This is a genomic window from Actinomycetospora sp. NBRC 106375, assembly GCF_030269665.1.
Lineage (GTDB): Bacteria > Actinomycetota > Actinomycetes > Mycobacteriales > Pseudonocardiaceae > Actinomycetospora.
Map to the genome: position 1 here is coordinate 79457 of NZ_BSTS01000019.1, position 24513 is coordinate 103969.

Consider the following 24513-nt stretch of genomic DNA (forward strand, 5'->3'; position numbering starts at 1 on the left):
CGGGGCGAGCGTACCGAGACGAAACTACGTTGCCTGACGAGAGACGTCGAGAGCGGACGCGGTGGCGCGCCGCTGCGCCCACAGGTAGGCGTCGAGGACGCTGATCGCGTAGACGAACAGCCCGCCGGCGAGGTGCCCGACGAACGACGCGGTCGGCGGGGCGAGGTGCCAGGTGATCACGCCCATCAGGACCGCATAGAAGGCGAACATCAGCCCGCGCCGCGGCAGCCCGAGCAGGACCTGGCCGCAGCCCGGCAGCACGACGGCGACGAGCAGCACCATCCACGGACGCACGCTCATGACGACCTCACTTCCTCCCGGGCCACCGCGTCCCCGACCGCGTCGAGCACGGCGACCGCCTCGGCCAGCACCTGCGGGTCCAGGCGCGGCCGGTCGAAGACCACCCGGCGGGTGGTCCGGTAGCTCGCCTGCTCGGCCTCCGCGACGCGCAGCACCGCCCGCACCCCGCCCCGGCCCACGGCGAGCTCCTTGCACGCGGGGTCGGCCAGGAGGGCCGCCGCCGGGGCGAGCACCCGCGTCGGCGGCACGCCCTCGGGGGCGGCGCAGGAGATCCGCACCGGGCGCGGGACGTCCGGCGGCGCGGGGATCTCGTGCGCGAACCCGGCGTCGGGCGAGAAGAACTCCGTGCCCTGGGGCCGCAGGAGCACGTTCAGGGTGCCCCCGACGTCGAGCGGCCGGTGCAGCACGACCTCGACCCACAGCACCGGCAGCTTGCGCAGCGCGACGGAGTCGAGGATCGGCCGCAGCGTCACGGGCCGGCCGTCGAGGCGCCCGGTCAGCACCGGGTGGCCGTCGACGCCGTCGCCGTGCCGCCGGGCCCCGTCGAGCAGGGGCACGACCCGGGCGAAGAGGCGCATGCGCTCCGCGGCGTCGCGGCGCCGCGCGCGGCGCTGCAGCACGACCAGGGCCGTGACCGCCGCCGCGACCACCAGCAGGACCGTGGTGCCCATCAGTACCCCTGCGGCCGCGGGAGGTCGGCGGTGAACTGCCCGCCGCGGCGCACGTACTTGTACCGGCGCAGCACGAACCAGATCGACGCGAGCAGGTAGAACGACAGGATCGAGAGCAGCGCGACGCCGTACCCGAGGAAGGTCGCGAAGAACACGACCGCCGCGAGCGCCACCAGGGCGATCGCCGGCGCCGGGTGCAGCGGCAGCGTGTAGGCCCGCGGGATCGTGCCGAGCGGCCACAGCCTCCGGAACCGGATGAAGCTCGGCCCCATGAAGCTGTACATCAGCAGCCCCGACAGGATCGAGAAGGTGATCACCGTCGAGAGCAGCGTCGGCTGGTCGAGCAGCACCGGGAGCAGCGCGAAGGCGATCGCCACCGGCACGAGGAACACGATCGACCGGAACGGCGTGTGGTACCGCGGGTGCACCGCGCCGAACCACTCGGGCAGATAGCGGTCGCGGCCCATCGAGAACCACGCCCGCGAGGCGTCGTTGATGCAGCCGTTGGCCGACGCCAGCGTCGCGCACAGCGTGCCGAGCAGGAGCAGCACCACGAGCACGCCGTGGCCGGACACCAGCGCGGCGTCGAACAGCGGGGTGATCGCCGTGCCGAGGTAGTGCCACGGCAGCGTGCCGGCGCAGACGTACCAGGTCAGCGACGCGGCGATGATCAGCGTCATGATCCCGGCGAGGCTGCCCAGCGGCACCGACCGCGGCGCGGAGCGGCACTCCTCGGCGGCCTGCGCGGTGCCCTCGATCCCGAGGTAGAACCACATGCCGAACTGGAAGGCCGCGATGACGCCGATCCAGCCGTAGGGCAGCGAGTTCGTGACGTCGCCCGCGAGGCCGGCCAGGTCGAGCTCGGCTCCTGGCGACCACCCCTGCAGGCCGACGAACAGCACGAGGATGGTCACGAAGGCGAACCCGGTGATGACGAGGTTGAGCGTCAGCGACGCGAACACCCCGCGGTAGTTGAGGAACGCGAGGGCCAGGATCGCGAGCACCGCGAAGGGGTACGGCGAGAGCTCCTGCTCGCTGCCCAGCAGCCCGGACAGCGCGGTGAGCAGCGAGCTCATCACGTTGGCGTTGGCCGCCTCGAGCATCGTGTAGGCGAGCGTCAGGTACAGCCCGACGTTGAACGCCATCAGCGGCCCGACGGTGTGCTTGGCCTGCGCGTACTGTCCGCCGGCCGCCGGGATCGCCGAGGTGACCTCGGAATTGATCATGACGATGCAGGTGTAGAGCAGGCCGACCACCCAGCAGGCGACCAGGGCGCCGTACATGCCGCCCTTCTCGACCGCGAAGTTCCAGCCCATGAACTCGCCGACGAGCACGATGCCGACGCCGAGCGCCCAGATGTGCATCGGCGCCAGGACCTTGCGCAGGGCCGGGCGTTCGGCAGCGGGGGCGGCCTCGGTCGCCGGGGCCGTCGCCGGGGCGTCCTCGGTGGCGCTCATGCCGACCTCACCTCCGTCGCCTCACCGGCGGGCGGGTCCTCCAGCGGGTCGGGGGCGTTCACGAGCGACGCCTCGTCGTGTCGTCGGCCGACCTTCAGCATGTCGAGCACCAGCCATCCCGCGATGAGCGCGCTGAGCACCCACGCGATCAGCTCCACCACGGCCACGGAGCTCATGAGCGACCTCCCGTCGGACCGGGCCCGAACTTCTCCTCGATCACCTCGCGGTACTCGCGGAACGAGACGCGGTAGACGAAGCCGAGGTAGAGGGCGAGGAGCACGACGGTCCCCAGCAGCGCGAGGACGTCGATGTCGTACTTGTCGGCGGACGGCTGGTTGGCCTCGACGCCCGCGGAGATCGTCGGCAGGTCGGCGACGCCCGTGTCGATCATCTTCTGGTACTGCGTGCGCTCACCCGGCGTCAGCGGCAGTTCGGCCAGGGGCCGGGCCTGCGCCTGCGTCTCGTCCTCGGACCCGCTGATGTAGGTCGTCGCGAAGAGCGTCACGAAGATCAGGGCCAGGACGACGACGGCGTCGAGGAGCTGGCCGCGCACGGACTGCCGGGGCGGCTCGTAGGGCGCTCTCGGGCCCGGGGCGGGCGGCGTGGGCGTGGTGCCGGCCTCCCCGGCCTCCCCGCTCACGACGCGCCTCCCGCGCGGGCGGCCTTCTGGGCGTCGAGGTGCTCGATGTCCGGCCGGTAGACCTGGTCGCGGGCCGCCCGGTAGCGCCGGATCAGCGCCGCGGCCGAGGCGGTGTTGAGCCCGCCGAGGGCGATCAGCGCGACGGTGAGCACCACGAACAGCGGGGTGCCGGGCACCGTGGGCGCGGCGGCGACGAGGACGAACACCAGCACCACCCACATGGCGACGGTGCACCCGAGGGCGAGGAGTCGGTCGCGGCGGACCAGCGCCGCGATGCGGTCGTCGAGGCTCTTCATCGTGCCTCCGTTCGCTGCGCACCCGCGGACGGCGGCGGCCCGCGGGCGGCGCGTCCGGGGACGGTCGCGGCGGCGTGCTCCGACGTCGTGCGGTCGCAGTCCGTGCCCGGCGTGGGGCGCGGCTCGAGGACGGGTCCGTGGTTTGGTCTCATCGGTAGACCAAGGACGGGAGGACAGTACGAGACCCACGCCACAGCGTGTCAAGCCCACATGAAGGACCGCCGGTCAGGCGAGCGGCCACGCGCCGTCGTCGCCGGCGCCGTTCCCGACCCCGTCCCCGGACCCGTCCCCGACGTCGTCGCCGACCCCGTCCTCGACCCCGAAGACGATGATCCGCAGCTGGCGGCGGGCCCCCTCGAGGTGGTCGCGCATCGCCTCGGCCGCACCCTCGGCGTCGCCGGCCCGCACCGCCTCGTAGATCGCCTGGTGATCACGCAGCGTCTCCTCGACCGGCTCCCGGAACGGCAGCAGGTCGCGCGGGCTGAACAGCTCGCCGCGGGCGGTCTCGACCGCGTCGGCGAGGCGCTCGTTGCGGGCAGCCCGGGCCAGCGCGACGTGGAAGCGCGAGTCGGCCTGGCGGAAGGCGGTGCGCCCGATGACACCGCGCAGCGCCCCGAGGGACTCGCGGATCGGGGCCAGCGTGGCCTCGGTGTGCCGCTGGGCGGCCAGCGCGGCGGTGCGCGTCTCCAGGGCGATGCGGAAGTCGACGATGTCGTCGATCTCGCCGGCCTGCTCGCGCATCCGGGCCCGCCAGGCCTCCGCCGGGCGGCGCAGCTCGGTGACGTAGGTGCCGCCCGTCGAGCCCCGGCGCACCTCGACGTAGCCGTCCTCGCGGAGCAGCCGGATCGCCTCGCGCAGGCTGATCCTCGCGATGCCCAGCTGCTCGGCGAGATCGCGCTCGGGGGGCAGTCGCTCGCCCGGGCTGACGTCGCCGCGGTGGATGCGCATCCGCAGGTGATCCGCCACGGCCTGGGCCAGCGTCGTGGTGGTGACCTGCCGGGCCATGGCGCGAGGGTACCGCGCCCCGTCACCGTGCGTGTTGGAGCGCCGACCACGCTCCGCAGGCAGGTGTGACGGGGTTGACACTCGACCGCACCGCCGTGTTGCCTGACCAATGGTTCCAAGTCCAAACCTTGGGAGGTCGGCATGGCCGATGCACGGAACGAGCTGCGGGAACGCGCCGAGGCCGACGGCATCGAGTTCTTCCTGGCGCTGTTCGTCGATCTCCACGGCAAGCCGTGCGCGAAGGCGGTGCCGTTCTCGTCGTTCGACCTGCTGATGGACGGCGGCGCCGGGTTCGCGGGCTTCGCCGCGGGCGACCTCGGCCAGTCGCCGGCCGATCCGGACGTGCTCGCCGTGCCCGACCCGGCGTCGTACACCCCGCTGCCCTGGAAGCCGGGCGTCGCGGTGGTGCACTGCGACCCGCACGTCGACGGCGCGCCGTGGCCCTACGCGCCGCGCGTGATCCTGCGCCGCGCGCTCGAGGAGCTCTCCGCGAAGCGCGGGTGGGTGTTCAAGACCGGCACCGAGCTGGAGTACAGCCTGCTGCGCCGCGGGGAGGACGGGACGCTGGGCCCGGCCGACCCGGACGACACCGCGGAGAAGCCCTGCTACGAGGTCAAGGGCCTGACCCGCATGTGGGACCACCTCTCGACGGTGTCCCGCAACCTCAACGCGCTGGGCTGGGGCAACTACGCCAACGACCACGAGGACGGCAACGGCCAGTTCGAGAACAACTGGGAGTACGCCGACGCGCTGACCACGGCCGACCGCGCGATCTTCTTCCGCTACATGATCCACATGCTGGCGCACGACGCCGGCTACGTGGCGACGTTCATGCCCAAGCCGTTGCGTCACATCACCGGCAACGGCATGCACATCCACCAGAGCCTGTGGACCTCGGACGGCCAGGAGCTGTTCGACGACGGCGCCGACGCGATGGGGCTCTCCCGCCTCGGCTACCACTACCTCGGCGGGCTGATCGAGCACGGCCGCGCGTCGGCCGGGATCATCTGCCCGACCGTCAACTCCTACAAGCGCATCGGGGTGGGCGCCCCGACCTCCGGGTCGACCTGGGCGCCGGCCTACGTCGCGTACGGCGGCAACAACCGGTCGGTCATGCTGCGCATCCCCGAGGGCGGGCGCATCGAGCACCGCGGGGTCGACGGCTCGGCCAACCCCTACCTCGCCGCCACCGTGCTGCTCGCGTCCGGCCTCGACGGCATCGACCGGGAGATCGACCCGGGCTCGCGCACCGACGACAACCTCTTCACGGTGCACACCGACGAGGTCCGCGCCCGCGGCATCGAGCACCTCCCGAAGACGCTGGACCGCGCTGTGGAGGAGCTCGTCGCCGACGACGTCCTGCGCGCCGCGCTCGGCAAGACCTCCGGCGGCGACTTCGTGGACTACTTCGCCGCGGTCAAGCAGCAGGAGTTCGACGACTACCACGCGGCGGTCTCGGACTGGGAGGTCCGGCGCTACCTGACGCAGGCCTGAGGAGATCCGGTTGAGCGGCGGCAACGGAAACGGACGTCCCGAGAAGCTCCGCGGCTACTCGGCGTGGAGCCTGCTGCGGCGGGGTCTGACGCACGAGGACTGGCCGCGCGCCTGGCGCGAGCACGAGCTGCGGTCGAGCTACGACGCGGTGATCATCGGCGGCGGGGTGCACGGCCTCGCCACGGCCTACTACCTGGCCCGCGACCACGGCATGCGCAACATCGCGGTGTTGGAGAAGGCCTACGTCGGGGGCGGCGGGTCGGGGCGCAACACCGCGATCCTGCGCTCGAACTACCTCACGCCCGAGGGCGTGCGGTTCTACGACCGGTCGGTGAAGCTCTACGAGCACCTCGCCGCGGACCTGAACTTCAACGTCATGTTCTCCCAGCGGGGGCACCTGACGCTGGCGCACAACGACGCCTCGCTGCGCACGATGCACTGGCGCACCGAGGTCAACAAGCTGCAGGACGTCGACTCCGAGGTGATCGGGCCGGACCGGATCGCCGAGCTGGTGCCCTACCTCGACGTCTCCGACGAGACCCGCTACCCGATCCTCGGCGCGCTGTACCACCCGCCCGGCGGGATCGTCCGCCACGACGCCGTCGTCTGGGGCTACGCGCGCGGCGCCGACGTGCACGGGGCGCACATCCACCAGCAGACCGAGGTCACCGGGATCGACGTGTCCGGCGGGCGGGTCACGGGGGTGCAGACGAACCGCGGGCGGATCGCGACGCCGGTGGTGCTCAACGCGACCGCGGGCTGGTCGTCGCTGATCTCGGACATGGCCGGGGTGGCGATGCCGGTGCAGACCTCGCCGCTGCAGGCCGCGGTCACCGAGCCGGTGCGCCCGTTCCTCGACACCGTGGTGGTGTCGGGGACGCTGCACGTCTACGTCTCCCAGACCGACCGCGGCGAGCTGGTGTTCGGCGCGAGCGTCGACCCGTTCGCCTCGTACTCGATGCGGGGGTCGCTCGAGTTCACCGAGGGCATCGCCGGGCACGTGCTCGAGCTGATGCCCGCCCTGCACCGGATGCGCCTGCTGCGCCAGTGGTCCGGGCTGTGCGACATGACCCCGGACTACTCGCCGATCATGGGCCCGACCCCGGTGGAGGGCTTCTACGTCGACGTCGGCTGGGGCACCTACGGGTTCAAGGCCGGACCGGTGTCCGGCGAGGCCATGGCCGCGTGCCTGGCCACCGGCAAGCCCCCCGAGATCATCTCGTCGTTCGGGCTCGACCGCTTCCTCTCGGGCCGGCTGGTGGGCGAGAAGGGCGCCGCCGCCGTCGGCCACTAGCCACCTCCAGGCACCTCCCCTCTCGCGTCTTCCCTGATGAGGCGATCACCGTGATGCTGCTCCCCTGCCCCTGGTGCGGGCCCCGCAACGCCACCGAGTTCCGCTTCGGCGGCGAGGCCGGCCGGCGGCCCGACCCCGCCTCCGCGTCGCCGGAGGAGTGGCGGCGCTACCTGTACTTCCACACCAACCCCGCCGGCTGGTCGACCGAGACCTGGTACCACGGCGCGGGCTGCCGCCGGTTCCTCACCGTCGAGCGGCACACGGTGACCCACGAGGTCCGCGCGGCGCGGGACACGGCCACCGGCACCACCGGGGAGGGCATCTCCTGATGAGCATCCTGCCGACGACGCGGCGCACCGCGACCCCGACCTCGCAGCGCCTGGGACACCGCGCGGGCGAGGTGATCGACCGGTCCCGGACCGTGTCGTTCACCTGGAACGGGCGGCCGCTGTCCGGGCACCCGGGCGACACGATCGCCTCGGCGCTGGCGGCGGCGGGCGAGCGCGTGCTCTCGCGCAGCTACAAGTACCACCGCCCGCGGGGGCTGCTGACCGCCGACTACCTCGACCCGGGCGCGTTCTTCCAGGTCGGCGACGAGCCGAACGTGCGCGGCGCGCACCGGCTGCTCGAGGCCGGCATGGCGGTGTCGTCGCAGAACACCTGGCCCTCGCTGCGCTTTGACCTCAAGGCGGCGAACGGGCTGGCCGGGCGGTTCCTGGCGACCGGCTTCTACTACAAGACCTTCATCAAGCCCGAGCCGTTGTGGCCGCTCTACGAGAAGGTCCTGCGCACCTTCGTGCACGCCGGCGCGATCACCCCGGACCCCGGCGCCGCGTACTACGACAAGCGCCACGCCCACCCCGACGTCGTGGTCGCCGGCGGCGGCCCGGCCGGGATGGCCGCCGCCGTCGCCGCGGCCCGTGCCGGGGCGTCGGTGATGCTGGTCGAGGAGGACCACCAGCTCGGCGGGCACCTGCGCTGGGGCGACGGCGCCGCGCTCGCCCGCCTGCGCGCGCTGCGCGCCCAGGTCGCGGCGCAGCCGGGCATCGAGGTGCTCACCGACGCCGTGGTGACCGGCCGCTTCGACGACAACTGGATCCCGATCGTGGCGCGCAGCCTGCCCGGGATCACCGAGCGCCTGGTCAAGGCCCGCGCGGCCGTGCTGGTGGTGGCGCCGGGCCTGATCGAGCGTCCCTACGTCTTCGCCGGCAACGACCTGCCCGGGGTGATGCTGTCGACCGCGGCCCGCCGGCTGGTCAACCTCTACGCCGTGCGCCCCGGCTCGCGCGCGGTGGTGATGTCGGCGAACCCCGAGGGCGACGCCGCCGTCGCCGACCTCGAGGCGGCCGGCGTCGAGGTGGCCGCGGTCCTCGACGCCCGCCGGCAGCAGGGGGTCGCGCGCGCGCACGGCCGGGGCGGACTGCGGGCGGTCGAGACCACCGACGGCCGCCGCATCGAGGCCGACCTGCTGGTCACCGCGACCGGCTGGACCGCGCCGACGTCGCTGCTCAACCAGTCCGGCGACCGCCCGGTCTACGACCAGGCCGCCGCGCGCTTCGTGCCCGACCCCGACCGGATGCCCGCGAACGTCCTCGCCGCCGGCGGCATCGTCGGCGACGGCACCGTCGACCAGCTCGTCGAGCAGGCCGACGCCGTGGGGCGCGAGGCGGCCCGCCGCGCGACCGGGGGGTCCGCCGCAGGCACCGTGCCCGGACTGCGGCCCGCCCCCCACCCCGAGCTGTTCGCCGCGGGCACCGGGGGGTTCGTCGACCTCTGCGAGGACGTCTCGGCCAAGGACATCACCACCGCAGTGGCCGAGGGCTACGACTCGGTGGAGCTGGCCAAGCGCTACACCACGGTCACCATGGGCCCCACCCAGGGCAAGCTCGAGACCGTCAACGCGGTCGCCCTGGTCGCGCACGCCACCGGTCGCAGCATCGCCGAGACCGGCACCACCACCTGGCGCCCCGTCTACGCGCCGGTGACCCTGGGCGCGCTGGCCGGGCGGCCCCGCGAACCGGTCCGCTACTCGCCGATGCAGCCCTGGCACGAGCGCCACGGCGCGACGCCGCTGGTGGCCGGGCAGTGGATCCGCCCCGAGCACTACGGCGACCCGGCCGCCGAGGTCACCGCCGTGCGCACCGCGGTCGGGATCATCGACGTCACCCCGATCGGCAAGCTCGACCTGCGCGGCCCCGACGTCGCGGAGCTGCTCAACCTGCTCTACGTCAACAAGTGGTCGAAGCTCGGCGTCGGGCGCGTGCGCTACGGGGTCATGTGCGCCGACGACGGCGTCGTCCTCGACGACGGGGTCACCGGCCGCCTCGGCGAGGACCACTACCTGATGTCGACCACGAGCTCCGGCGCCGCGACGGTGTGGGAGTGGGTCGAGAACTGGCTGCAGACCGCCCACCCCGAGTGGCAGGTGCACGTCACCCCGGTCACCACCGCCTACGCCAGCATCAACATCGCCGGACCGCGGTCCCGGGACCTGCTGTCCCGGCTCACCGACCCCGAAGACGTCGACCTCTCCGCCGACGCCTTCGGCTACATGAACGTGCGCACCGGCACCGTCGCCGGCGTCGCCGACTGCGTGCTGTGGCGCATCGGCTTCACCGGCGAGCTCTCCTACGAGATCCACGTGCCCGCGTCCTACGGGCTGCACGCGTGGGAGCGGCTCGTGGCCGAGGGCGCCGACCTCGGCGTGCGTCCCTTCGGCGTCGAGGCCCAGCGCATCCTGCGCCTCGAGAAGGGCCACGCCATCGTCGCCCAGGACACCGACGGGCTCACCCAGGGCTTCAGCGCCGCCCTCGACGGCCTGATCAAGCTCGACAAGGACGACTTCGTCGGGCTCCCCGAGCTGCGCTGGCAGCAGGGCCGCGACAGCCACCCCCGCCTGGTCGGGCTGCAGCCGCTCGACGGGACGGTCGTGCCCCCCGAGGCCAGCCAGATCCTCCGCACCGACGGGAGCATCGCCGGTCGGGTGACCTCCAGCCGGATGTCCCCGACGCTCGGGCGCGCGATCGGCCTGGCGCAGATCGACCCCGAGCTCGCCGAGGTCGGCACCCGCGTCACCGTGCGCCTGCCCGACGGGCGCGACGTCGCCGCCGAGGTGACCGGCCTCGTCCACGTCGACCCCGAAGGAGAGCGCCAGCGTGTCTAGTCCCCTTGCTCGCAGCCCGATCCCGCCGGGACCCGCGACCGAGCGCGACGGCTGGGAGGTCGACGCGCGCGTGCCCGGCGGCCCGCTGACCCTCTCCGACGAGACGCCGCTCGCGAAGGTCCACGTGCGCGCGCCCTTCGACGGGGCGAGCCGCGCGGCCCTGGGTGTGGGTTTCCGGCGCACCCGCCGCGCCGACCTCGGCGCCGGGGAGGTGCTGGTCGTCGGCTCCGGGCCCGGCGAGTGGCTCGTCCTGGGTGCCCCCGGGACGGCCGGCGCGCTGCGGGCGGCGGTCGAGCAGCGGCTGGCCGGCACCGGGGAGTTCACCTCGGTCCTCGACCTCACCCACGGGCGGGCCCTGGTACGCCTCCACGGCGCCGCGGCACCGGCGGTGCTCGCCGGCGTCTGCGCGATCGACCTCGCCGACGCCGTCACCCCGGACGGGTCGGCGTTCCGCACCTCGGTCGCCGGGGTGGTCACCGACGTCGTGCGTGACGACCTCGGCGGCACGCAGCGCAGCGGAGCTGCCGCGTCGGACAATGGCGGGGTGCGCTCCTACCTCCTGCACTGCGAGCGGTCCTCCGGCCGCTACCTGGCCGACGCCCTCCTCGACGCCGGCCGGCTCTCCGGTCTCGCGATGACCGGCTTCCGGGGGCTCGCGTGACCGCGCCCGACTCCCCGGACACCGACCTCGGCCGGCTGCTGGTCTCCTGCCGGGACCGGCCCGGGCTGGTCGCGGCGATCAGCGCGTTCCTGCACGCCCGCGGCGCCAACATCGTGCAGTCCGACCAGGACACCACCGACCCGTCGGGCGGCCTCTTCGTCACGCGGGTCGTGTTCCGCCTGCCCGGGCTCCTGACGCGGCTCGACGAGCTGACCCGGGAGTTCACCGACGAGGTCGCCACGCCGTTGGAGATCACGTTCCGCCTGCGCGCGGCCGCCCGGCGGACCCGCGTTGCGATCTTCGTCTCGCGTCTCGACCACTGCCTGCTCGACCTGCTGTGGCGCCACCGCCGCGGCGAGCTCGGGGTGGAGATCGTGCAGGTCGTGTCGAACCATCCCGACCTCGCCGACGAGGTCGCCCGCTTCGGCGTGCCGTTCGCCCATGTCCCGGTGACGGCCGAGACCAAGGACGTCGCCGAGAAGCAGCAGATCGAGCTGCTCGCCGGCCGGGTCGACCTCGTCGTCCTCGCGCGCTACATGCAGATCCTCACCGGCGGGTTCCTCGACGCGCTCGGGGTGCCGGCGATCAACATCCACCACTCGTTCCTGCCCGCGTTCGTCGGCGCCGCCCCGTACGCGCAGGCGAGGACCCGCGGGGTGAAGATCGTCGGCGCGACGGCCCACTACGTCACCGAGGACCTCGACGAGGGCCCGATCATCGAGCAGGACGTCGCGCGCATCTCGCACCGCGACACCGTCGTCGACATCACCCGCCGCGGCGCCGACGTCGAGCGCACCGTGCTCGCCCGCGCCGTCGCCGCGCACTGCGACGACCGCGTCGTGGTCACGGGCGGGACGACGATCGTCTTCTAACGGAGCGGTCCGGCAGCCTCGGCGGAGGCGAACCAGCGCGCGATGTCGTCGGGCGTCGAGTCCGGCCCGCGGTTGAAGACGAAGCGCGCGTGCGGCAGCTCGGCGTGCACGAGGTTGACGATCGCCTCGAAGAGCTGGGTGTTCGCGGCGACGAGGCGCACCCCCGCACCGATGAGGACGGCGTCGTACGGGGTCGCGCGCACGGCGTCCCGGAGGACGTCGACGGCGGTCGCACCCGTGTCGATCAGGATGTTGTCGACGGCGAACCCGGCCGCGCGCAGGCCCGCGACGTTGTCGTCGTTCGCGCGGCGCAGGGTCTCCGGCGTCAGGCCCTCGAAGCGGGCGAAGTCGGGCGAACCGAAGTCGATCACGGCCGGGTCGAGCCCGGTCTGGAGCACGCGGATGGTCATCGGAGGGCCTCCCTGCCGCTGGTGCTGCCGGTGGTCGGTGCGGTCCACGCCGCCAGGGCGCGGCGCCACCCGTCGTCGCCGCGGCGACCCGCCCAGGCGACGTAGCCGTCGGGCCGCACGAGCAGGGCGGGTCCCGGGTCGGCCCGCTCCGCCTGCACCGGGGTCGTCGTGGCGAGCGCCGGCGTGCCCTGCTCCCGCACGAGCAGGAACCCGCCGTCGCGGAGGCGGGACGCGACGGTGCCGCCGGTGAGCGGCACGGTCGCGGCGCGCGTGCCCACGAGCGGGTGCTCGCCGCGGCGGCGCGGGTAGCGCAGGCCGACGCCGGAGAAGCCGCCCGCGACGAGGTCGGCGAACGGGCGCCACCGGAGCAGCCGTCCGCTGACGGCGTTGCGCACGGCCCGCGCCGGGCGGGGGTGCAGGGTGACCGCGCGCATCATCGCGCCGCTCTGGAACAGCACCCGGCGCCCGATCGGGTGCCGCTCGGCGTGGTAGCTGTCGAGCACCGCGTCGCCGGCCCCGCCGAGGACCGCGTCGAGCTTCCAGGCGAGGTTCACCGCGTCCTGGATGCCGGTGTTCATCCCCTGTCCGCCCATCGGTGAGTGCACGTGCGCGGCGTCGCCGGCGAGCAGGACCCGTCCGCGGCGGTAGCGGGCGACCTGGCGCTCCTCGCAGTGGAAGCGGGACCGCCAGCTGACGTCGAGCACCCCGACCTCGCGGCCCAGGGCCCGGTCGAGCACCGCGCCGACCTCGGCGTCGTCGACCGGGGCGTCGTCGGGCAGCTGCCGGCGGCGGTCCCAGGTCATCGACCGGTACCAGCCGTCGCCGTAGGGCGCGAGGAACCCGAACGCGTCCGGGGTGCTGCCCAGGGTCAGGCCGGGCCCGGTCGGCGGGTGCGCGAGCCGGACGTCGGCGAGCACCACCGACGACAGCACCGCGCGGCCCGGGAAGTCGACGCCGAGCAGTCCGCGCACCGTGCTGTGCGCGCCGTCGGCGGCGACGACGTACGACGCGCGCCAGGTCGTCGCCTCGTCCCCCGCCCGCGCCGTCACGGTCACCCCGTCCGCGTCCTGCGCGAGGTCGACGACCTCCCGGCCCCGCACGATCGTCGCGCCGGCCTCCCGGGCGCGGTCCTCGAGCAGCCGGTCGACGGTCGTCTGGGGCGTGACGAGCACGCCCGCGTACGGGGAGTCGAGGTCCGCGAGCCGCACGGCCGCCCCGGGCCACAGGTCGACCCGCGGGACGAGGTCGCCGTGGTCGAGCAGCCGGGCGGTGACGCTGCGCCCGCCGACCGTGCGGCTGTCGAGCACCTCGAGGGTGCGGGCCATGACGGCGAACGCGCGGCTCGCCGGGTTGCGCTGCGACCACCGGTCGAGCACCACGACCGACCGCCCCGCCCGCGCCAGGTCCCCCGCGGCCGTCATCCCCGTCGGGCCGCCGCCGACCACCACGACGTCGATCACGTCCATGGCCTCTCCCTCTCGGTCAACGCTTGTTGACTTCGACCGTAGGCGCGTCGGACCGGCAAGTCAACGCGCGTGGACTTACGCTCGGCCCGTGACACCGCGACCCCGTGACGCCGCCGGCACCCGCCGCGCGATCCTCGATGCGGGGCGCGCCCAGTTCGCCCGCGACGGCTTCGAGCGCGTGACCATCCGGTCGGTGGCCGCCGAGGCGGGCGTCGACCCCGCGCTGGTCATGCGCTACTTCACCAACAAGGCCGGGCTGTTCGCGGAGGCCGCCGCGCTCGAGGTGGTCCTGCCCGACCTGACGGGTCTCGGGCCCGGCGCGATCGCCGACGCGCTCGTCGACCGGTTCTTCGAGCTCTTCGACGACAGCCCGACCTTCCTCGTCCTCCTGCGCGCGGCCGCCACCAGCGGAGAGGCCGCCGAGCGGCTCCTCGCGGTCCTGCTCGAGCAGGCCGGCCCCGCGCTCGCGACGGCCGCGGTCGACCGTCCCGCCGAGCGGGCGGCGCTCGTCGGCTCGCAGATCCTCGGCTTCGCGTTCGTGCGCTTCGTGCTCGGCGCCCCCGCGCTCACCGCGATGGACCGCGCCGAGGTGCGCGCCTGGATCGGACCGACCCTGGCGCGCTACCTCACCGACCGCGACCTCGGGCCGGCCTGATCCGTCCCGCTCAGTGGGATCCGCGCACGGGGACGCGGTGGCGGCCGTGCCAGCGTGGCGTCACCGCGGACGTCGCCACCGGGCGTCCCCGACCCGGAGGAGACGCCGTGGCGCGACTCGAGGTCCAGCCGCCCGACCCCGGTGCCCTGGAGGCGGCGCGGGCCGCGTTCGCCGGCCTGCAGCGCGGCGCCGCGACCGGCGCGTGGGGCGACTTCGTCGACCTGCTCGCCGACGACGTGCGGATCATGATCCCGGTGCCGTCCACCGAGCCCGGCGCCCCCGAGGGCGTGCTGCGCGGGAAGGCGACGGCCGAGGCCATGTTCGGCTCCCATCACGAGGAGCAGGTCCGCGGCGCGCGCCTCGAGGGGCACCGCGTCACCGCGAACGGGCCGCTCGTCTCGATCGAGGCCCGCGTCGAGGGGAACCTCGGCGGCGAGGAGGTCGCCAACCACTTCGTGTTCGTCTTCGAGGTCGTCGGCGGGGAGATCGTCTCGATGTACGAGTACGCGGCCTGGACGGCGAAGAGCGCCGAGAGCGGCTGGGGCGACCCGGCGTTCGCGCGCGAGGCGTTCGACGCCCCGGTGCTCCCCGGACCGGTGCTCCAGACCTAGATCGCCTACCGTCGCGGGGGTGCCCGAGACCCACGGCGGTTGGACGGTCCACAGCGAGCGATCGGTCTACGACAGCCCTTGGGTGGGGGTGCGGCTGGCCGACGTCGACGCCCCCGACGGGGCCCGGTTCGACTACCACGTCGTCGCCCTCAACCGGATCGCCGTCGCCGTGGTCATCGACCGGAGCGACCGCGTCCTGCTGCTGTGGAAGTACCGCTTCCCGGTGGCGCAGTGGGGCTACGAGCTGCCCGGCGGGATGGTCGACGCGGGCGAGGACCCGGCCCACGCCGCCGCGCGGGAGACCGCCGAGGAGACCGGTCGGCGGGTGCTCGGCGAGCCCGAGCACGTGATCACGATCGAGCCCCTGCCCGGCCAGGTCCGGGCGCGCATCGACGCCTACCTCTGGCACGGCGCCGAGCCCACCGGCGGCCCGATCGACCCCGAGGAGGACGGGGTCGCGACGTGGGTCGAGCTCGACCGCGTCCCCGAGCTCGTCGCCGAAGGCCGGATCCTCGGCGCCGCCACGGCGACCGCGCTCCTGCAGTACCTGGTCAGACGAGGTGGCGCAGCATCCGCGACTCCGTGACCGACGGGTCGGTGGGCAGCGGCTGGCGCTCGCCGGTGAGGGTGAAGCCGAGGCGCTCGTAACAGCGGCGGGCCCGGACGTTGCCGTCCACGACCCACAGCGCGAGCCGTCGCCCGCCGTCCGCGCGGGCCCACGCGACGACGGCGTCGACGAGCAGGTCGGCGACGCCCTCGCCCCGGCGGGCGGGCTCGACCCACATGCCCACGAGGTGCCGGCCGTCGGCGTCGCCGGGCTCGGGGATGCCGCACGCCAGGCCCACCGCGGGGTCGCCCGCCGCGAACCAGGCGTTGTCGGTGATCCGCGTCCGCCACGTCGCCTCGTCGAACGCCTCCTCCCGCGCCAGCGTCGAGGCGAACGCGCCGGGGGCGTCGGCGAGCGCCCGCAGCCGGGTCGCCCGGGCGGCGCGCCAGTCGTCGGCGGTGAGGCGGCGGACCGGGTGGATCACCCCGTCATCGTGCGCCGGGCCGTCGGCGCGTCCTCACGCGGGCGCCGTCACCTGGAGGATCGTCCGGCCGACGAGCTCCGGGTCGTCGTACATCGGCACGTGCCCGACTCCGGGCAGGCGGACGAACTCCGCGTCGGGCACGGTCCGTCGCAGCGGGTGGCCGTAACGGCGCCACGGCACGACGTGGTCGTGCGCGGCCCAGGCGATGCGGACCGGGCACGGCAGGGGGGTCAACGGACCCAGTGGCCCGTGCGCCGCGGCACCCGCGAGCAGCGGGCGGATGACGGCGCACCCGACGAGGTCGTCGATCATCGCCGCGAGGTCGTCGTCGGGGACCCGTTCCCCGTGCTCCATCACCGTGCGGAGCAGGGCGCGACGGCCGCGACGCCGGTGCACCGCGCGCCGCGCCCCGCCGGTCGCCCCGAGCGCGAGGCCGATCCGGAAGAGCCCGACCAGCCGGCGCAGGTCGAGCGGACCTGCCCAGCCGCCGGCGGGCGAGAGCGCCACGACCGAGCGGGCCCGCCCGCGGCGGGCGAGCTCGAGGGCGACCCAGCCGCCCAGCGAGTTGCCGACGACGTGCGCGGTCGCGAGGCCGGCGTCGTCCATCTCGGCGCCCACCGCGTCGACGAGGGCGGCGACGCTCGCCGGTGTGCCGTCGGGCAGCGGCACACCACCGCGGTGCCCGGCGAGGGTCGGGACGTGGACGTCGTGGTGCCGCGCGAGCTCGCCGAGCACCGGGCGCCACGCCCCCGCCGACATCGCGGCGCCGTGGAGCAGGACCAGCGGCTCGCTCACCGGCGCGCCGCGTACCGGACGACGCCGTCCTCCTCCGCGGCGGCGAGCACCTCCCGCTCGACCAGGAGATCCAGGTGCGCCACGATCTCCAGCACCGCCAGCGCGGCGTGCTCGGTCTCCAGCTCGTCGAGGCGCTTCTCCCGGCGTGTCCACCGCATCCGCGCGGCGACCCCGTACCCGGTCGACGCCCCGTCGCGCACGTGCCCGGCGGCCTCGGCGAGGCGCTGCTCGTGGTGGGCGAGGAGCTCGTCGACGCGGGTCCGGACGCCGACGGTGACGGGGCCGTGCGCCGGCAGCAGGAGGGTCTCGGGCAGGTCCCCGACCAGGCGCAGCGAGTCGAGGAAGCTGCGCAGCGGCGCGGGCTCGGGCGCCCGTTCGTAGCCGATCGAGGGCGTGATGTGCGGCAGGACGTGGTCGCCGGCGAACAGCGCCCCCGCGCCCGGGTCGCGCAGGGCCACGTGCCCGCGGGTGTGGCCTGGCGTCGCGAGGACCTCGACCGCGCGGGGGCCCACGGCGACCTCCTCACGGTGGTCGAGCCACCGGTCGGGCGCGCCCCAGGGCGCGGTGTCGAGCGCGAGGCTCTGCTCGGCCACGCGGGCCATCTCGTCGGCGAGCCGCGGCGCGCCGGCCCGGCGCAGCATCCCCGGTTGCGGCGGGTCGCCGGGCGTGCGGGCGAAGGCCTCGACGGTGTGGCGCTCGCCGCGGCCGAGCGCGATCGTCGCCCCGCAGCGTGCCCGCAGGTCGACGGCCTGCGTGTAGTGGTCGTGGTGGGCGTGGGTGACCACGACGCGCGCGACGTCGTCGAGCGCGCGCCCGATCTCGCCCAGCCCGTGGCGCAGGGCGGCGAGGCCGACGGGATCCGACCACCCGGCGTCGACGAGCACGATCCCGTCCGGCCCCTCGGCGGCGTAGACGTTCACCGCCCGCAGGCCGGTCGAGGGCAGCGGCAGCGGGATGCGCCAGACCGCGGCGGCGACGGGGTACGCACCCGGCGCCGTCCAGTCGTCGGGCTGGTCGGGCAGCGTCGGGGCCGATCGCGGCGCGTTCACCCGACGGGGTTCACGCCGGGGACGGCGGTGGAGAGATCGGTGATCTCCGCCCACCGGTCGCCGACCTGCTCGATCGAGGGCACGTCGGCGAACGTGACCCCCTTCGTCATGAACTGCGCGACCTGGTGGACCTGTCCCCCGCCAGCGACGAACACCCCGCCGCTGTCGGTGCACTCGTCGGCGAGCAGGTGGCCCACCACCGGGGCGACGTGGGCCGGCGAGAGCTTCTCGAGCACCTCCGGCGGGGCGATGTCGGCGGTCATGCGGGTGGCGGCCATCGGCGCGATCGCGTTGGCGAGCACGCCGTACTTCCGCCCCTCGATCGCGAGAGTGCGGACCAGCCCGATCAGCCCGCCTTTGGCGGCGCCGTAGTTGGCCTGCCCGAAGTTGCCGTAGATCCCCGACGTGGACGCGGCGACCACCACGCGCCCGTGGCGCTGCTCGCGGAGGTGGGGCCACGCGGCGCGGACGACGTGGAAGGCGCCGTCGAGGTGCACCTCCTGCACGGCCGCCCAGTCGTCCCCGGTCATCTTGTGGAAGGCGGCGTCGCGCAGGATGCCGGCGTTCGCGACGACGCCGTCGACCCGACCGAACGCGTCCAGCGCGGTCGCCACGATCGCGGCGCCGCCCGCCTCCTGCGCGACGCTGTCGTACGACGCCACCGCCTCGCCACCGGACGCGCGAATCTCCGCGACGACGGCGTCCGCGGCGGCGTGGCCCGCCCCGCTGCCGTCGCGGGCGCCGCCGAGATCGTTGACGACGACCTTCGCGCCCGCCGCGGCGACCACGAGCGCGTACGCGCGCCCCAGCCCGCCGCCGGCCCCGGTGACGGCCACGACGCGGCCCTCGACCCCTGCCATGCGTGTCTCCCTGCTCAGATGAAGAAGCGCCCGACGCTCTCGACGACGCACGCCGGCTTGTCCGACCCCTCGATCTCCAGCACGGTCGCGAACACGACCTGCACGGCGCCCTCGAGCTCGGTCACCTCGGCGATCCGTGCCGTCGCGCGCAGGCGCGCGCCCACCGGCACCGGCGCGGGGAAGCGGACCTTGTTGAAGCCGTAGTTGATCCCCATGCGCACGTTCTCGATGGCGTAGAGCCTGCTGAGCAGCACGGGGAGCAGCGAGAGGGTCAGCAGGCCGTGCGCGATCGGGCGCCCGAACGGACCCGCGGCCGCGCGCTCGGGATCGACGTGGATCCACTGGTGGTCGCCCGTCGCGTCGGCGAACGTGTCGATCGTCTGCTGGTCGACGGTCATCCACTCGCCGGGCCCGAGCGTCTCGCCCTGCGCGGCGACGATCTCCCCGACCGACGCGAACGTCCTCACGGCCCGACCTCCCGTCGATGTTTCTAACGAGCGTTAAGACACCAGGCGTGCGGCGTCCCGGTCAAGTCGTGACGCCGTTGTTTCTCTTGCCCCGTTCCCCTATTCCCGAATAGAAAAGTGGGCCGGACCACTGGGCACCGACGCGGAGGCTCGCCGTGACCCTCGATCACCCCCCGATCGCCCCGTCGACGACCGGCCGCACGCTCGCGACGTCGCGGTGGGACGCCGACGACGCCGTCGACCTCGCCGAGGCGACGATCGCCGACCTCGTGCGCGACCGGGCGCGCGAGCACCCCGACGTGCTCGCCCTGGTCGGCGTGCGGCACGACGGCTCGGCCCTGCGCGCCTCGTACACGGAGCTGCTCACCGCGGCGCGCGAGGTGGCCGCCGGACTCCGGCGGGTCGCGGCGCCCGGGGACCACGTCGCGCTCTGGGCCCCGAACGTCGCCGAGTGGCCCGTCATCGAGTACGGCGCGGCGCTGGCCGGCGTGGTGCTCGTCGCGCTCAACCCGGTGCTGCGCGGCCCCGAGCTGGATTACGCGCTGCGCCTCTCGCGCGCCTCGGTGCTGATCCACGCCGACGTGAGCCGCGACTACGACATGGCGGCGGTCGCCCGGTCCGTCGTCGACGACCTGCCCGCGCTGCGCCACCGCATCAGCCTCGGCGACCCCGACCGGCTCCGCGCGACGCCGGGCGACGACGCCACGGTGGATCCGGCGTCGCCCGCGATGATCCAGTTCACCTCGGGCACCACCGGCCATCCCAAGGCGGTCCTGCTCGCGCACCGCTCGCTGGTCAACAACGCCCGGCTCACCATGATCACCGGCGAGGTGCCGGCGCGGAGCGTGGGCATCGCCCCGCTGCCGATGTTCCACACCGCCGCGTGCGTCATCTCCACCCTCGGGCCGGCCTGGCTCGGCGGCACCCAGGTGCTCATCGAGAAGTTCGCGCCGGGCGAGGTCCTCGCGGCCATGGCCGCCGAGGACGCGGACGTCCTGTTCAGCGTCGCGACCGTGCTCGGCGCGGTGCTCGAGGCGGCCCGGGGCGCGGACGGGCCCGCTCCGCAGCTCTCGACCGTGCTCGTCGGAGCCTCGACGGTGCCCGGCTCGATGATCGAGGCCGTCGAGCGGACGTTCGGGGCCTCGGTGCACAACCTCTTCGGCCAGACCGAGCTCTCGCCGGTGCTCTCACTGACCCGGCGCACCGACACCCGCGAGGACCTCACGACGAAGGTCGGGCGGCCGTTGCCCCACACCGCCGCGCAGATCGTCGACCCCGTCGGCGGCGAGGTGGTGCCGATCGGGCAGCAGGGCGAGATCTGCGCCCGCGGGTACAGCCAGATGATCGAGTACTTCGACGACGCCGACGCCACCGCGAGCACCGTGGACGCCGAGGGCTGGCTGCACACCGGCGACCTCGGCACGATGGACGACCGCGGGCTGATCACCGTCACCGGGCGACTCAAGGAGATCATCATCCGGGGCGGCGAGAACATCGCCCCGGCCGAGATCGAGATCGCGCTCGCCGCCCACCCGCAGGTGCTCCGCGTCGCCGTCCTCGGCCTGCCCGACGAGCACTGGGGCGAGATCGTCGCCGCGGCGGTCGTCGTCCGCGACCCCGCCGCCGAGGGCGTCCGCGACGACCTCGAGGCCTTCGCCCGCGAGCGGCTCGCGACGTACAAGGTGCCCGCCCGCTGGTTCCTCGTCGACGACCTGCCGACCACCCCGTCGGGGAAGGTGCAGAAGTTCGCCCTGCGTGACGAGCTGGTCGGGTCTGTTTTATAGTCTGCATTAGAAAGTTCGACGCGGAGGTGCTCCATGACAGCCGGCGAGGCGTACATCGTCGACGCGGTGCGGTCCCCGGTGGGCCGCCGGAAGGGCGGGCTCGCCGGGATCCACCCCGCCGACCTCGGCGCGCACCCGATCCGCGAGCTGGTGACGCGCACCGGGATCGACCCCGAGGCGATCGAGGACGTCGTCTACGGCTGCCTCGACACCATTGGCGCGCAGGCCGGCGACATCGCCCGCACGGCCGCGCTCGCGGCGGGCCTCCCGGAGAGCGTCCCCGGCGTCACCGTCGACCGGCAGTGCGGCTCGTCGCAGCAGGCCGTCACCTTCGCGGCGCAGGCGGTCATGGCGGGCACCGCCGACGTCGTGATCGCGGGCGGCGTCCAGCTCATGAGCCAGTACCCGATCCTGTCGTCCTTCACGGCGGGCGAGCCCTACGGTGCGACCGACCCCTGGACCGGCAGCGAGGGCTGGGAGTCCCGCTACGGCACCCAGGAGATCTCGCAGTTCCGCGGTGCGGAGATGATCGCCGAGAAGTGGGGCCTGTCCCGCGAGGACATGGAGCGCTTCGCCCACGAGAGCCACCAGCGGGCGCTGCGGGCCGTCGCCGAGGGCCGGTTCGACCGCGAGATCGCGCCGATCGCGGACGCGAAGGCCGACGAGGGTCCCCGGACGGACACCACGCTCGAGAAGATGGCGGAGCTCAAGGCGCTGACCCCGGGCGGGCGGCTGACCGCGGCGGTGTCGAGCCAGATCTCCGACGGTGCCGCGGCGCTGCTCGTCGCCTCGGAGCAGGCGGTCCGGGACCACGGGCTCACGCCCCGCGCCCGTGTCCACCACGTCTCCGCCCGCGGCGGCGACCCGGTGATGATGCTGACCGCGCCGATCCCGGCCACCGCGTACGCGCTCGGGAAGACCGGCCTGACGATGGACGACATCGACACCGTCGAGATCAACGAGGCGTTCGCGAGCGTCGTGCAGGCCTGGATGGCGGAGACCGGCGCCGACCACGCGAAGGTCAACCCCAACGGCGGCGCGATCGCTCTGGGCCACCCGCTCGGCGCCACCGGCGCGCGACTGATGACCACGATGCTGCACGAGCTCGAGCGCACCGGCGGGCGCTACGGCCTGCAGACGATGTGCGAGGGCGGCGGGCAGGCCAACGTCACGATCATCGAGCGGCTGGGCTGAGCTTGGCGCTCTACGCCCCGGAGCACGACGACCTGCGGGCGGCGGTGCGCGGGCTGCTGGAGAAGGCGGCCGACAGCGCCGCGGTCCGCCGCACCGTCGCCGCCGGCGGGTTCGACGCAGCGCTGTGGCAGCGGATGAGCGGCGAGCTGGGGCTGGCGGGCCTCGCGATCCCGGAGGAGCACGGCGGGTCCGGCTACGGCCCGGTGGAGCTCGGCGTGGTCCTCGAGGAGATCGGGCGGGCGAACCTGCCGTCGCCGTACCTGACGACGGTGCTCGCCGGCGTGGCCCTGAGCACGGCCGGGGCGGCCGACGACCTGCTGCCGGTCGTCGCGGCGGGTGAGCGGCTCGCGACGGTCTCCTTCGGGACCGGGTGGACCCTCGACGGCGACCGCGTGACCGGCCTGGTCGACCACGTCCCGGACGGGACGACGGCCGACCGTCTCGTGCTGGTCGGCGCTCCCGGGGGCGTCGTCGTCGACCTCGCCGGCGCCGACCGCAGACCGCTGCGGACGATGGACCTCACGCGCGGGCAGGCGCGGATCACGCTCGCCGGCGCCCCGGCGCGGCCGTTCGCGGCGCCGCACGGCTGGGCCGGGCGCGTCGGGGCCGTCGCCGCAGTGCTCGTCGCGTGCGAGCAGGTCGGCGGGGCCGACCGCGTGCTGGAGACGGCGAGCGCGTACGCCGGCGAGCGCGTGCAGTTCGGCCGGCCGATCGGCTCCTTCCAGGCCGTCAAGCACCTGCTGGCCGACATGCTCGTCGCCCTCGAGCTCGCGCGGTCGACACAGCAGCACGCCCTGGGCCTGCTCGCCGCGCCCGGGGCCGATCCCGCGGCCGTCGACGCCGCCGCCCGCAGCGCCCGCGTCGCGTGCTCGCGGGCGTTCGTGCAGATCAGCAGCGACGCGATCCGGGTGCTCGGCGGCATCGGCTACACCTGGGAGCACGACGCGCACCTGTACTTCCGGCGCGCGCGGGCGTCCGCCGCGCTCTTCGGCGCCGGGGACGATCTCGACCGCCTCGCCACCCACGCCGGGCTGGTGCCCTCGTGACCGACGACTTCCGGCGGCGCTGCGCCGCGTTCTTCGCCGCCCACGGGCAGCACCCCGAGGCGGTCCCGAGCCGCTCGCGCGACCCCGCCGCCTACGTCGCGGCCGCGCGGGATCACCAGCGCGCCCTGCACGGGGCCGGGCTCGCGGGCATCACGTGGCCGGCGGCCTACGGAGGCCTCGGCCTGGGACCGGAGTTCCGGCGGGTGTTCGACGAGGAGGCGGCGGGCTCCGAGACCTTCGCCGATCTCTTCACCATCGGGTTCGGCATGTGCGGGCCCGTGCTGCTGGCGCTCGGCACCGAGGAGCAGCGGCGTCGCCACCTCCCGCCGATGCTGCGCGCCGACGAGGTGTGGTGCCAGCTCTTCTCGGAGCCCGGCGCGGGCTCCGACCTGGCCTCGCTGTCCACGGCGGCGACGCCGGACGGCGACGGGTGGGTCGTCACCGGGCAGAAGGTGTGGACCACGTACGCCCACCACAGCGACCGCGGCCTGCTGCTCGCGCGCACCGACCCCGGCGTGCCCAAGCACCGCGGCCTCACGATGTTCGTCGCCGACATGGCCGCGCCCGGGATCACCGTGCGGCCGCTGCGCCAGGCCACCGGCGACGCCGAGTTCAACGAGGTCTTCCTCGACGACGTCCGGCTCGGGCCCGACGACGTCGTCGGCGAGGTCGGGGGCGGCTGGCGGGCCGCGACCCTGATGCTGGCCAACGAGCGGGTCGCGCTGAGCGACAACCCGATCGGCTCGCCGGTCACGCTCGACGCCGTCGTCGCCCTGGCCCGCCGCCACGGCCGCGCGGACGACCCGGTGGTGCGCCGCCGCCTCGGCGAGGCCTACGTCGCCCAGCAGGAGGTGGACCTGTTCGCCCGCCGGATCGCCGCCGAGGTCCGGGTCGGCAACGACCCCGGGTCGCTCGCCTCGGTCGGCAAGCTCGCCGCGGCGCGCGTCGCGCGGCAGGTCGCGGCGCTGGCCCTCGAGATCGCGGGCCCGGAGGCCGTCGCCTGGGATCCCGACGACCCCGACGGCGGGCTCTGGGCCTACGGCGAGCTCTACGCGCCGTCGCTCTCGATCGCCGGCGGCACCGAGCAGATCCAGCGCACGATCCTCGGCGAGCGCGTGCTGGGCCTGCCGCGCGAGCCGCAGGCGGACAGGGACGTCCCGTTCCGGGACCTGCGCCGGTCGGGGTGACGGGTCACGAGGGCAGGTCGTAGACCGTTGCGTCGTCAACAATATTGGTGCAACCCCGGAAGATCGCGACATCCACTGACCGGAGCAGCCACCGCACGTTCCTGA

General features: G+C 74.5%; 27 protein-coding genes. 13 read left to right on the forward strand and 14 right to left on the reverse strand.

The annotated features are described in order from the left end of the window. Window positions 1-24: 24 nt before the first annotated feature. From QSK03_RS26225 to QSK03_RS26255, 7 genes are all read right to left on the reverse strand, one after another. Window positions 25-300, reverse strand: coding sequence for a hypothetical protein (locus tag QSK03_RS26225; protein WP_285658256.1), 276 nt, complete (start codon window positions 298-300; stop codon window positions 25-27). Next, the gene (locus tag QSK03_RS26230; protein WP_285658258.1) at window positions 297-971 is read right to left on the reverse strand and encodes a hypothetical protein; all 675 of its coding nucleotides are present in this window, start codon (window positions 969-971) and stop codon (window positions 297-299) included. Before QSK03_RS26230 ends, QSK03_RS26225 begins: the two co-directional genes overlap by 4 nt. After that, complete coding sequence (locus QSK03_RS26235) at window positions 971-2428, reverse strand: APC family permease (RefSeq protein WP_285658259.1); 1458 nt, start codon at window positions 2426-2428, stop codon at window positions 971-973. Before QSK03_RS26235 ends, QSK03_RS26230 begins: the two co-directional genes overlap by 1 nt. Continuing rightward, window positions 2425-2604, reverse strand: a complete 180-nt coding sequence (locus tag QSK03_RS26240) for a hypothetical protein (protein ID WP_285658260.1) — start codon at window positions 2602-2604, stop codon at window positions 2425-2427. Before QSK03_RS26240 ends, QSK03_RS26235 begins: the two co-directional genes overlap by 4 nt. Continuing rightward, entirely contained in the window at window positions 2601-3068 is a 468-nt protein-coding gene (locus QSK03_RS26245) for a hypothetical protein (RefSeq protein ID WP_285658261.1), read from the reverse strand. Before QSK03_RS26245 ends, QSK03_RS26240 begins: the two co-directional genes overlap by 4 nt. Beyond that, entirely contained in the window at window positions 3065-3364 is a 300-nt protein-coding gene (locus QSK03_RS26250) for a hypothetical protein (RefSeq protein ID WP_285658262.1), read from the reverse strand. Before QSK03_RS26250 ends, QSK03_RS26245 begins: the two co-directional genes overlap by 4 nt. Window positions 3365-3589: 225 nt before the next feature. Beyond that, complete coding sequence (locus tag QSK03_RS26255) at window positions 3590-4369, reverse strand: FadR/GntR family transcriptional regulator (protein ID WP_285658263.1); 780 nt, start codon at window positions 4367-4369, stop codon at window positions 3590-3592. 141 nt (window positions 4370-4510) lie between these two features. Between QSK03_RS26255 and glnT the strand changes: the two genes are divergently transcribed. Genes glnT through purU form a run of 6 tightly spaced genes read left to right on the forward strand, consistent with a single transcriptional unit; the run spans window position 4511 to window position 11853 of the window. Continuing rightward, window positions 4511-5863 (forward strand): type III glutamate--ammonia ligase, encoded by a 1353-nt coding sequence (glnT, locus tag QSK03_RS26260; RefSeq protein ID WP_285658264.1) that lies wholly within the window; start codon window positions 4511-4513, stop codon window positions 5861-5863. A 10-nt stretch (window positions 5864-5873) separates the two neighbouring features. Then, window positions 5874-7157 (forward strand): FAD-dependent oxidoreductase, encoded by a 1284-nt coding sequence (locus tag QSK03_RS26265; RefSeq protein ID WP_285658266.1) that lies wholly within the window; start codon window positions 5874-5876, stop codon window positions 7155-7157. A 53-nt stretch (window positions 7158-7210) separates the two neighbouring features. Beyond that, a complete protein-coding gene (locus tag QSK03_RS26270) occupies window positions 7211-7486 on the forward strand; it encodes a sarcosine oxidase subunit delta (protein WP_285658336.1) in 276 nt (91 codons plus the stop codon). Then, a complete protein-coding gene (locus QSK03_RS26275; protein ID WP_285658268.1) occupies window positions 7486-10320 on the forward strand; it encodes a 2Fe-2S iron-sulfur cluster-binding protein in 2835 nt (944 codons plus the stop codon). Before QSK03_RS26270 ends, QSK03_RS26275 begins: the two co-directional genes overlap by 1 nt. Continuing rightward, window positions 10313-10981, forward strand: coding sequence for a sarcosine oxidase subunit gamma (locus tag QSK03_RS26280; RefSeq protein WP_285658270.1), 669 nt, complete (start codon window positions 10313-10315; stop codon window positions 10979-10981). Before QSK03_RS26275 ends, QSK03_RS26280 begins: the two co-directional genes overlap by 8 nt. Continuing rightward, window positions 10978-11853: a formyltetrahydrofolate deformylase gene (gene purU, locus QSK03_RS26285; protein WP_285658271.1), complete on the forward strand. Its 876-nt coding sequence runs from the start codon at window positions 10978-10980 to the stop codon at window positions 11851-11853. The genes QSK03_RS26280 and purU overlap by 4 nt, the downstream gene beginning before the upstream one ends. On the opposite strand, the gene QSK03_RS26290 is transcribed toward purU, so the two are convergent. Both QSK03_RS26290 and QSK03_RS26295 read right to left on the reverse strand, forming a co-directional pair. Next, a complete protein-coding gene (locus QSK03_RS26290; RefSeq protein ID WP_285658274.1) occupies window positions 11850-12263 on the reverse strand; it encodes a hypothetical protein in 414 nt (137 codons plus the stop codon). The two genes, purU and QSK03_RS26290, sit on opposite strands and share 4 nt — an antisense overlap. Then, window positions 12260-13729, reverse strand: a complete 1470-nt coding sequence (locus tag QSK03_RS26295) for an FAD-dependent oxidoreductase (protein ID WP_285658276.1) — start codon at window positions 13727-13729, stop codon at window positions 12260-12262. The genes QSK03_RS26290 and QSK03_RS26295 overlap by 4 nt, the downstream gene beginning before the upstream one ends. Before the next feature lie 88 nt (window positions 13730-13817). On the opposite strand from QSK03_RS26295, the gene QSK03_RS26300 reads away from it, so the two are divergent. The 3 genes from QSK03_RS26300 to QSK03_RS26310 all read left to right on the forward strand — a co-directional run bounded on the left by QSK03_RS26300 (window position 13818) and on the right by QSK03_RS26310 (window position 15581). Beyond that, complete coding sequence (locus tag QSK03_RS26300) at window positions 13818-14384, forward strand: TetR/AcrR family transcriptional regulator (protein WP_285658278.1); 567 nt, start codon at window positions 13818-13820, stop codon at window positions 14382-14384. Window positions 14385-14491: 107 nt separating this feature from the next. Then, on the forward strand, window positions 14492-14995 hold the full coding sequence (locus tag QSK03_RS26305) for a nuclear transport factor 2 family protein (RefSeq protein WP_285658279.1): 504 nt from the start codon (window positions 14492-14494) through the stop codon (window positions 14993-14995). 19 nt (window positions 14996-15014) lie between these two features. Next, window positions 15015-15581, forward strand: coding sequence for an NUDIX hydrolase (locus tag QSK03_RS26310; RefSeq protein WP_285658281.1), 567 nt, complete (start codon window positions 15015-15017; stop codon window positions 15579-15581). Here QSK03_RS26310 and QSK03_RS26315 read toward each other — a convergent pair. The 5 genes from QSK03_RS26315 to QSK03_RS26335 are packed head-to-tail and all read right to left on the reverse strand — an operon-like array spanning window position 15547 to window position 19197. Then, a complete protein-coding gene (locus tag QSK03_RS26315; protein WP_285658283.1) occupies window positions 15547-16026 on the reverse strand; it encodes a GNAT family N-acetyltransferase in 480 nt (159 codons plus the stop codon). The two genes, QSK03_RS26310 and QSK03_RS26315, sit on opposite strands and share 35 nt — an antisense overlap. 33 nt (window positions 16027-16059) lie before the next feature. Further along, window positions 16060-16821, reverse strand: a complete 762-nt coding sequence (locus tag QSK03_RS26320) for an alpha/beta fold hydrolase (RefSeq protein ID WP_285658285.1) — start codon at window positions 16819-16821, stop codon at window positions 16060-16062. Continuing rightward, window positions 16818-17870 (reverse strand): MBL fold metallo-hydrolase, encoded by a 1053-nt coding sequence (locus QSK03_RS26325; protein WP_285658287.1) that lies wholly within the window; start codon window positions 17868-17870, stop codon window positions 16818-16820. Before QSK03_RS26325 ends, QSK03_RS26320 begins: the two co-directional genes overlap by 4 nt. Next, entirely contained in the window at window positions 17867-18730 is an 864-nt protein-coding gene (locus QSK03_RS26330; protein ID WP_285658289.1) for an SDR family NAD(P)-dependent oxidoreductase, read from the reverse strand. The genes QSK03_RS26325 and QSK03_RS26330 overlap by 4 nt, the downstream gene beginning before the upstream one ends. A gap of 14 nt (window positions 18731-18744) precedes the next feature. Then, window positions 18745-19197 (reverse strand): MaoC family dehydratase, encoded by a 453-nt coding sequence (locus tag QSK03_RS26335; protein ID WP_285658290.1) that lies wholly within the window; start codon window positions 19195-19197, stop codon window positions 18745-18747. 155 nt (window positions 19198-19352) lie between these two features. Between QSK03_RS26335 and QSK03_RS26340 the strand changes: the two genes are divergently transcribed. Genes QSK03_RS26340 through QSK03_RS26355 form a run of 4 tightly spaced genes read left to right on the forward strand, consistent with a single transcriptional unit; the run spans window position 19353 to window position 24408 of the window. Then, window positions 19353-20981 (forward strand): class I adenylate-forming enzyme family protein, encoded by a 1629-nt coding sequence (locus tag QSK03_RS26340; protein ID WP_285658292.1) that lies wholly within the window; start codon window positions 19353-19355, stop codon window positions 20979-20981. 33 nt (window positions 20982-21014) lie between these two features. Beyond that, window positions 21015-22175 (forward strand): acetyl-CoA C-acetyltransferase, encoded by a 1161-nt coding sequence (locus tag QSK03_RS26345; RefSeq protein WP_285658293.1) that lies wholly within the window; start codon window positions 21015-21017, stop codon window positions 22173-22175. Between the two features lie 2 nt (window positions 22176-22177). Beyond that, on the forward strand, window positions 22178-23221 hold the full coding sequence (locus QSK03_RS26350; RefSeq protein WP_285658294.1) for an acyl-CoA dehydrogenase family protein: 1044 nt from the start codon (window positions 22178-22180) through the stop codon (window positions 23219-23221). Next, the gene (locus QSK03_RS26355; RefSeq protein ID WP_285658295.1) at window positions 23218-24408 is read left to right on the forward strand and encodes an acyl-CoA dehydrogenase family protein; all 1191 of its coding nucleotides are present in this window, start codon (window positions 23218-23220) and stop codon (window positions 24406-24408) included. The genes QSK03_RS26350 and QSK03_RS26355 overlap by 4 nt, the downstream gene beginning before the upstream one ends. The last annotated feature ends 105 nt before the right edge of the window (window positions 24409-24513 follow it).

What these genes read in the sequence shown, in the direction of transcription:
- QSK03_RS26225 (WP_285658256.1), bottom strand. Translation starts at nt 300, where the DNA reads ATGAGCGTGCGTCCGTGGATGGTGCTGCTCGTCGCCGTCGTGCTGCCG.
- QSK03_RS26230 (WP_285658258.1), bottom strand. Translation starts at nt 971, where the DNA reads ATGGGCACCACGGTCCTGCTGGTGGTCGCGGCGGCGGTCACGGCCCTG.
- QSK03_RS26235 (WP_285658259.1), bottom strand. Translation starts at nt 2,428, where the DNA reads ATGAGCGCCACCGAGGACGCCCCGGCGACGGCCCCGGCGACCGAGGCC.
- QSK03_RS26240 (WP_285658260.1), bottom strand. Translation starts at nt 2,604, where the DNA reads ATGAGCTCCGTGGCCGTGGTGGAGCTGATCGCGTGGGTGCTCAGCGCG.
- QSK03_RS26250 (WP_285658262.1), bottom strand. Translation starts at nt 3,364, where the DNA reads ATGAAGAGCCTCGACGACCGCATCGCGGCGCTGGTCCGCCGCGACCGA.
- QSK03_RS26255 (WP_285658263.1), bottom strand. Translation starts at nt 4,369, where the DNA reads ATGGCCCGGCAGGTCACCACCACGACGCTGGCCCAGGCCGTGGCGGAT.
- glnT (WP_285658264.1), top strand. Translation starts at nt 4,511, where the DNA reads ATGGCCGATGCACGGAACGAGCTGCGGGAACGCGCCGAGGCCGACGGC.
- QSK03_RS26270 (WP_285658336.1), top strand. Translation starts at nt 7,211, where the DNA reads ATGCTGCTCCCCTGCCCCTGGTGCGGGCCCCGCAACGCCACCGAGTTC.
- QSK03_RS26275 (WP_285658268.1), top strand. Translation starts at nt 7,486, where the DNA reads ATGAGCATCCTGCCGACGACGCGGCGCACCGCGACCCCGACCTCGCAG.
- QSK03_RS26290 (WP_285658274.1), bottom strand. Translation starts at nt 12,263, where the DNA reads ATGACCATCCGCGTGCTCCAGACCGGGCTCGACCCGGCCGTGATCGAC.
- QSK03_RS26295 (WP_285658276.1), bottom strand. Translation starts at nt 13,729, where the DNA reads ATGGACGTGATCGACGTCGTGGTGGTCGGCGGCGGCCCGACGGGGATG.
- QSK03_RS26330 (WP_285658289.1), bottom strand. Translation starts at nt 18,730, where the DNA reads ATGGCAGGGGTCGAGGGCCGCGTCGTGGCCGTCACCGGGGCCGGCGGC.
- QSK03_RS26345 (WP_285658293.1), top strand. Translation starts at nt 21,015, where the DNA reads ATGACAGCCGGCGAGGCGTACATCGTCGACGCGGTGCGGTCCCCGGTG.